Annotated in this window: 7 protein-coding genes; 6 read left to right on the top strand and 1 reads right to left on the bottom strand. The window is 71.2% G+C overall.

What is annotated here, in order from left to right:
* Positions 1–165 precede the first annotated feature (165 nt).
* The 6 genes from AB0B58_RS08095 (at position 166) to AB0B58_RS08070 (ending at position 6,215) form a co-directional block, all read left to right on the top strand.
* Complete coding sequence (locus tag AB0B58_RS08095; RefSeq protein ID WP_360219435.1) at positions 166–2,241, top strand: SIR2 family protein; 2,076 nt, start codon at positions 166–168, stop codon at positions 2,239–2,241.
* A gap of 56 nt (positions 2,242–2,297) precedes the next feature.
* Entirely contained in the window at positions 2,298–2,669 is a 372-nt protein-coding gene (locus AB0B58_RS08090) for a hypothetical protein (protein WP_360219432.1), read from the top strand.
* Between the two features lie 283 nt (positions 2,670–2,952).
* A complete protein-coding gene (locus AB0B58_RS08085; protein ID WP_360219429.1) occupies positions 2,953–3,381 on the top strand; it encodes an Rrf2 family transcriptional regulator in 429 nt (142 codons plus the stop codon).
* Between the two features lie 8 nt (positions 3,382–3,389).
* Complete coding sequence (locus tag AB0B58_RS08080) at positions 3,390–4,457, top strand: ABC transporter substrate-binding protein (RefSeq protein ID WP_360219426.1); 1,068 nt, start codon at positions 3,390–3,392, stop codon at positions 4,455–4,457.
* 56 nt (positions 4,458–4,513) lie between these two features.
* The gene (locus AB0B58_RS08075) at positions 4,514–5,296 is read left to right on the top strand and encodes an ABC transporter ATP-binding protein (protein ID WP_360219423.1); all 783 of its coding nucleotides are present in this window, start codon (positions 4,514–4,516) and stop codon (positions 5,294–5,296) included.
* On the top strand, positions 5,286–6,215 hold the full coding sequence (locus AB0B58_RS08070; protein ID WP_360219420.1) for an ABC transporter permease: 930 nt from the start codon (positions 5,286–5,288) through the stop codon (positions 6,213–6,215). The genes AB0B58_RS08075 and AB0B58_RS08070 overlap by 11 nt, the downstream gene beginning before the upstream one ends.
* On the opposite strand, the gene AB0B58_RS08065 is transcribed toward AB0B58_RS08070, so the two are convergent.
* A complete protein-coding gene (locus AB0B58_RS08065; protein ID WP_360219417.1) occupies positions 6,212–7,099 on the bottom strand; it encodes a hypothetical protein in 888 nt (295 codons plus the stop codon). The two genes, AB0B58_RS08070 and AB0B58_RS08065, sit on opposite strands and share 4 nt — an antisense overlap.
* Positions 7,100–7,114: the final 15 nt, after the last annotated feature.

The raw sequence follows: 7,114 nt of genomic DNA, 5'->3' as shown, positions 1-7,114 counted from the left end.
GGGGATGGCATGAGCGAGCTTGCGAGCGAATCATCGGGCTCAGTTTCAGACTCATGCCAGCGCCGGAGCGTCAGCGGAGGGGATGGCATGAGCGAGCTTGCGAGCGAATCATCGGGCTCAGTTTCAGACTCATGCCAGCGCCGGAGCGTCAGCGGAGGGGATGGCATGAGCGAGGCGGGCGAGGGGTTGAGTGCCGGTGAGACGTTGTTGCTGGACCGGCTCACGGCGAGCCTGCGCGGCGTCGACCAGATCACCCTGCTGCTCGGCTCCGGCGTGACCGCGGGCGTCATCCCGCGGGTGCACGGCGTCCTGGAGATCGCGGACAGCTTCGCGGCGGGGCGCAACGACGACGGCGCACTCGAACGGGCGCTGGAGCAGGCGCGCGCCGAGCTGGTCGGCGCGCAGCCGATCGACGTCTACCGCGCGTACCGGCGGGTCTTCACGGACTGGGTGTCGGCCGGCGCGTTCGACGTGATCGCGCAGCAGGCCGTCCTGAAGGCGTACGCGGCGCCGGACCCGATGGAGTCGCCGCTGGCGACACACGGCCTCGGCCAGCGCGTGGAGCGCGGGGTCGGCGAGGGCGTCGAGAACGACCGCTTCTCGTGGCAGTTGCCGCGCGGGGTGCAGGCGCTGGGTCACCTGCTGGCCCAGGTGCCGGAGGCCTTCGACCACCGCGTGCTGACCACGAACTTCGACCCGCTGCTGGAGATCGCGATCCGGTCGGCCCGCGGCCGCGCGGTCAGCCTGCCGCTGGACTCGCGCGGCAACTTCGGCGACTCCGGCAGCGCCGACGGCGCGGTCCGGGTCTTCCATCTGCACGGCTTCTGGCGCCCGACCCTGCACGTACGCGGTCCGCGGCTGCTGCACGACCCGGCGCACATCTCGGAGAACAAGCACCTGATCGCCGCCACGGCCGACCTGATCCGCGGCGACACGATCTGTGTGCTCGCCAGCAGCGACTGGTCGGGCATGGTGTCGGCCGCCATCGCCGTGGTCGCCCGGAACCGGCCGGTGCGCGTGCTCTGGGCCCTGAACGAACCCGACGCGGCCACCGCGCTGAGCACCGCCGAGCGCCTGCGCGAGGTGATCGGCGTACCCGTCGAATGCTTCCCGGGTGTCGACTCCGAGCGGCTCTTCCCCGCCCTGGCCGAACGGGCCGAGGTGCCCGTCCCGCCGCGCGCGACCGGTCTGCGGCACCGGGTCCGGCACCACAGCTGGGAGCGGCAGCTCGTCTCGCAGGCCGGCGCCCAGCTGCCGCGCGACGTGCCCGGCCTGCTGTTGCAGCTCGAGCGCCGGTTCGGCTGGATCAACCAGCAGCGCGGCGCCGCCGGGCCGATCCGGCTGCTCTGGCCGGTCCGGCTGCGCTCGCGGGCCTCGGTGATCCACATGGTGCAGGCGTTCGTGGCCGGCGCGCTGGCGCGGCTCGGCGTCGAGGTGCGGGTCTGCATCGACGACGTCGGCTCCCGCGACATCGACGCGGCGGCCGAGTTCCGCGCCGATCTGGACCGCTGGATCGACCACACCGGGCACGGCGCGGTCCGCGAGTTCGTCAGCCTCTCCGAGTTCCTCGATCAGGTGCAGCGGCAGCCGGCGGACGTGTCCCCGGAGTCGCTGCTGCGCCCGACCGACCCGTGGTCGGTGGCGCGCACGTTCTACGGCGAGCACAACCCGTCGCTGTACAGCCTGCTGGCGGCGGTGAAGGCGGTACCGAACGTGACGTCGTGGGACGAGCTGGAGAAGAACGCCTGGCAGATCGTCCAGTCGGTGCTGCGCACGGACGCGAACCGGCTGCTGACGCCGCTGACGCTGTGGCCGTACCTGAACAGCATGCTGCTCGAGAGCGCCACCGGCGACGTCATGACGCTGGGCGGCCGCGACGAGGCGATCCTGTGGGCGCAGTGGCGGCAGACGTTCGGCTTCGGGCCGGGGCATCTCTACAACCCGTACATCAAGAGCCTGAAGCACGACGCGCACATGCTGCGCTGGTCGTCGGAGGAGGAGTTGCGCCGGCATTTGCACCGGACCCGCGACCTGCCGGGCTGGGACGTCGAGGGCAGCTATGTGCCGTGGCTGTTCCAGAACGCGCTGCTGCTGCCCGCGTACCTCAACGACGAACCGGTGCCGGAGACCGCGGACTTCGTGATCGACTCCTGGGCGGCGTTCGTTGCGGCGATCGAGGACGGGCGCCCGGTGCTCGACCTTCTGGCGGCCCGCGTATCGGCCCTCTTTTTGCGCTCCTGAGGGCTTCCCGCCCGCACCCGTCGCCACGATGGCCGGAAGGCGGTAGCGTTTCCGGTATGACCGCCGCGATTCTGGATCGTCCCGTATTCACGAATCCCGTCAGCGACGATGCGGATCTCTGTGTGACCACGCTGGGCCCGGAGCTCACGGCGTACCTGGCCGGTGCCGGCTCGGTGCGCGAGTTCGAGTCCTGGTTCGCGGCAGCACATCTGCCGGACCGGCTGATCCGGCGCCGGCTCGCCGCCGCGGCCGCCCTGGTCAGCGTCTTCGAGGCGGCCAACCAGACCGCCCTGGCCGCCGCCTGGCTCCGCGAGGTCGACCCCGCGGGCTACGTGCCGGCGCGGGTCCTGCGGATGTCCGAGGGGGACGAGGCTAGCGCGAAGGCGCTGCTCGAGGCCGCGATGGCCTGGACCTCCGCCGACAGGTAGGCGCTCTTCACCCCGTTCTCTGCTGTGTGAGGCGCGGCACGGCCGCGGCCTCGCCCGCCGGCACCTCGATCGTGCCCTCACCTCGCCTTGGCCCCGCGCTGCCCGGCTGCCTCGTGCGAACCGATCCAGATCGCGCTCTTCTCCGGTATCCCCGTGGCGGGTGACCCGGCCTTCTCACCATGCGGTTGGGGGTTGACGGCGCCAACCCACCTCGTCCACTATTCCCATCTATCAGATAGAGATGGCAGGGTAGCGCTGCGCCGGACCGAGAGGACATTCCCCCATGTACGTCTCGGCACGTACCGACTACGCCGTCCGCGCCATGCTGGCGGTCGCCGCCGACCATCCCCACCTGGTCAAGGCCGCCACCCTGGCCGCGGCCCAGGAGATTCCCCTCAGCTTTCTGCAGGGCATCCTGCTCGACCTGCGCCGCGCCGGCCTGCTGCACAGCCACCGGGGCGTCGACGGCGGCTACGCCCTGGCCCGCCCGGCCGAGGACATCACCGTCGGCGATGTGGTCCGCGCCGTCGGCGGGGCCCTCACCACGGTCCGGGGCCTGCCCACCACGACCACGACCTACCACGGTGTCGCCACCGGGCTCAAGGACGTCTGGCTCGCGGTGGAGGAGGCCATCAAGGGTGTCGTGAACCACCGCACGCTTGCCGAACTCACCGTCTCCGCGATTCCCACCACCACCTTGACGACGAACTAGGAGTGAGCATGAGCTCCCGCACGATACGTATGCTTGCCCTCGCCGCCACCGCGCTACTCTCCGCCACCGCCCTCACCGCCTGCGGCAAGAGCGACGACGCCGCCGGCTCCGCCTCGGACGAGGCCTCGGCGATCCGGCTCGGCTACTTCCCGAACATCACCCACGCGCCGGCCCTGATCGGGGTCAAGAACGGCCTGTTCCAGCAGTCCCTGGGCAGCACCAAGCTGGAGCCGAAGACCTTCAACGCCGGCCCGGCCGCCATCGAGGCGCTCTTCTCCGGCGCGATCGACGCGACCTACATCGGCCCGAACCCGGCCATCAACGGCTGGGCCACCTCCAAGGGCACCGCGCTGAAGATCATCGCGGGCAGCACCTCCGGCGGCGCCGGCCTGGTCGTCAAGCAGGGCATCAACACCCCGGCCGACCTCAAGGGCAAGAAGATCGCCACCCCGCAGCTCGGCAACACCCAGGACGTCGCGCTGCGCGCCTGGCTGAAGTCGAACGGCCTCAACGCCGACCAGCAGGGCGGCGGCGACGTCTCCGTGCTGCCGCAGGACAACGCGACCGCGCTGCAGGCGTTCGCGCAGGGCGCGATCGACGGCGCCTGGGTGCCCGAGCCCAACCTGAGCCGGCTGATCATCGAGTCCAAGGGCAAGCTGCTGGTCGACGAGAAGACCCTGTGGCCGAACGGTCAGTTCGTGACCACCCACCTGATCGTCAAGCAGGAGTTCCTGAAGAAGTACCCGGCGACGGTGAAGAAGCTGCTGCAGGGCCACCTCGCCGCGATCAAGGCCATCGAGACCGACAACGCGGGCGCGCAGAAGGCCGCCAACGAGCAGCTCGCCGCCCTGTCCGGCAAGCCCCTCAAGGACGAGATCCTGGCCGCCGCGTTCAAGAACCTGACCTTCACCACCGACCCGATCGCCTCGTCGCTGTACACCAGCGCCCAGCACGCCCAGGACGTCGGCCTGCTCAAGCCGGTCGACCTCAAGGGCATCTACGACCTCGGCCCGCTCAACGCGGAGCTCAAGGCCGCCGGCCTGCCCGAGGTCAGCGACGCCGAAGCCTCCTCCTGATCCGTACCCGGCCGGGCCCGCCACGCGGGTCCGGCCGGCCCCACCTGGGAGTTCCCATGAGCATTCTGGAAGCCACGGGCACCCGGACCGACCGGGACGCGGTCGTCCGCCTCGACAGCGTCTCCAAGCAGTACGGCTCCGGCGGAAACGCCCTGCTCGCCCTGGACCGGGTCTCCCTGACCGTGGCCAAGGGCGAGTTCGTGTGTCTGCTGGGCGCCTCCGGCTGCGGCAAGAGCACGCTGCTCTCGCTGGTCGCCGGGCTCGACCAGATCAGCGGCGGCACCCTCGACATCGGCGGCCGGCACGTCTCGCTGATGTTCCAGGAGGCGGCGCTCTTCCCGTGGCTGTCGGTCGCGGGCAACGTGGAGCTGCCCATGCGCCTGCGGGGCGTCGGCCGGGCCGAGCGCCGGAAGCGCGCCGAGGAACTGCTCGAGATCGTCCGGCTCAAGGACTTCGGCCACAAGCGGCCGCACGAGCTCTCCGGTGGCATGCGCCAGCGGGTGGCGCTCGCCCGCGCGCTGGCGCAGAGCGCCGACATCCTGCTGATGGACGAGCCGTTCGGCGCCCTGGACGCGATGACCCGCGACATCCTGCACGACGAGCTCGAGCGGATCTGGCGCGAGCAGCAGCTCACGATCCTGTTCGTCACGCACAACGTGCGCGAAGCGGTCCGGCTCGGCGACCGCGTCATCCTGCTCAGCAGCCGGCCCGGCCGGGTCATCGAGGACTTCGCCATCGAACACGAACGCCCCCGGCGTATCGACTCCCCCGAGATCTCCGGCCAGGCCGGGGAGATCACCGACCGGCTCCGCGCGGAGGTCGCCCGCCATGCCTATTAAGTACCCGTCGGCCCGTGCCGGCCTCGAGGGCATCACCCAGGACGCCCCGTCGCCGGTCGAGCGGGGCAGCGACGCCGCGGCGGACCGGATCACCGGCCTCGACGCCCTCGAGCTCGGCGGTCGCGAGCAGAAGGGCGCGCTCGGCCGCCGGGTCTGGCGGATCGCGTGGCCCAAGCTGCTGGCGATCGCGATCGTCGTGCTGGCGTGGCAGATCGTCGTCTGGGCGCAGTGGAAGCCCGAGTACGTGCTGCCCGGCCCGGGCACGGTCTTCGGCGAGCTGGGCACGCTGATCACGACCGGCGGTTTCTGGGACGGCGTACGCCTGACCATGATCCGGGCCGTGACCGGCTTCGGGCTCGCCGTCGTGATCGGCACGGTCGTCGGCGCCGCGGTCTCGCGCTTCGCGCCGCTGCGGGCGGCGATCGGCTCGCTGATCACCGGCCTGCAGACCATGCCGTCGATCATGTGGTTCCCGCTGGCGATCCTGCTCTTCCAGATCAGCGAGAGCGCGATCATGTTCGTGGTCGTCATCGGCGCCGCGCCGTCGGTGGCGAACGGCCTGATCAGCGGCATCGACTACGTGCCGCGGACCTGGCTGCGGGTCGGGCAGGTGCTGGGCATGAAGGGCTTCGGCAAGTACCGCCACCTGATCCTGCCGGCGTCGCTGCCGTCGTTCATCTCCGGCCTCAAGCAGGGCTGGGCCTTCTCCTGGCGCAGCCTGATGGCCGGCGAGCTGCTGGTCATCGTGCCGGGCGCGCTCTCCATCGGCGTACGCATGCAGCAGGCCCGCGACCTCAGCGAGGCCAGCCTGGTCATCGCGTTCATCATCGTGGTGCTGGTGATCGGCATCCTGATCGACGTGCTCTTCAACGCCGCCGACAACGCCCTGCGCAAGCGCTGGGGCCTGACCGGCAGCTAGAGCGGCCGGACCGACTTCAGTACGTCGTCGATCACGTAGTCGAACTGCTTGTGCGTGCCGGGGATCGATATGTACAGCACCGCCGCGCTCGGCTTGCCGACGTCGATGACCGCCACCGCCGAACGCTCGTCGGTGGCGGTCAGGCCGGCGGCCTGGAAGTGCAGCCGGAACTCGCTCAACCAGGCGGGCCGCCCGCCGAGCCGGGTCTGCTCGTCGCGCAGCGGCTCCATCGTGTTGGGCTGCGGGTAGTACTCCGCCCGCACGTCCGCCGCCACCTGCCGGCCGACGCACTCCAGATCGAAGGTCACCGCGTCGTTGTCACCGACCGGTACCGGCGCCGACAGGATCGAGGCGTGGTAGGAGCCGCCGCTGTACTGCTCCGTCACGAAGTGCTGGCCGACCCGGTAGGGCACCTCGAGCGTGCCGGCCCGCCACGTCGTGTTCCAGGCGACCCAGGGGCTGGGATATCTCCGGTACGAGATGCCCGATTCCTTGTCGGTCGTCCGCTCGCCGGTGGCCGGCGGCGCGGCGCTCGGCGGGACGACCGGAGCGGCGCTGGGCGGCACGGTGGGCGCCGGGCACATCTGGGCCAGCGGCGGCCGTAGGTCGGCCACGGCGGAGGGTTCGCCGCCGAACGGGTCGCCGTCCGAGGTCAGCACGACGGTCAGGATGACGGCCAGGCCGGCCGCGAGGATCCCGCCCGCGATGCCGCCGAAGATCAACATCTGCCGCCGGCGCCGTCGCGGTCCGTCTCCGCCGGGCGACTCCGGCGGGGCGGGCGGCGGCGGGACCAGCGGGGGTACGCCCGGAGCGGTCACGGTGCCCGAACCCCACGGGCCACCCGGCCGCGACCAGGCGACGGGTGTCTGGGTGTTCTCGGACATCACACCAGTGAACAC

Source organism: Actinoplanes sp. NPDC049118 (genome assembly GCF_040648555.1).
Classification (GTDB): Bacteria; Actinomycetota; Actinomycetes; order Mycobacteriales; family Micromonosporaceae; genus Actinoplanes.
This window is presented reverse-complemented; position numbering and strand designations above follow the sequence as displayed.

Excerpts from the sequence above, each read along its gene's own strand:
- AB0B58_RS08095 (WP_360219435.1), top strand. The coding sequence starts at position 166 with ATGAGCGAGGCGGGCGAGGGGTTGAGTGCCGGTGAGACGTTGTTGCTG.
- AB0B58_RS08090 (WP_360219432.1), top strand. The coding sequence starts at position 2,298 with ATGACCGCCGCGATTCTGGATCGTCCCGTATTCACGAATCCCGTCAGC.
- AB0B58_RS08085 (WP_360219429.1), top strand. The coding sequence starts at position 2,953 with ATGTACGTCTCGGCACGTACCGACTACGCCGTCCGCGCCATGCTGGCG.
- AB0B58_RS08080 (WP_360219426.1), top strand. The coding sequence starts at position 3,390 with ATGAGCTCCCGCACGATACGTATGCTTGCCCTCGCCGCCACCGCGCTA.
- AB0B58_RS08075 (WP_360219423.1), top strand. The coding sequence starts at position 4,514 with ATGAGCATTCTGGAAGCCACGGGCACCCGGACCGACCGGGACGCGGTC.
- AB0B58_RS08070 (WP_360219420.1), top strand. The coding sequence starts at position 5,286 with ATGCCTATTAAGTACCCGTCGGCCCGTGCCGGCCTCGAGGGCATCACC.
- AB0B58_RS08065 (WP_360219417.1), bottom strand. The coding sequence starts at position 7,099 with ATGTCCGAGAACACCCAGACACCCGTCGCCTGGTCGCGGCCGGGTGGC.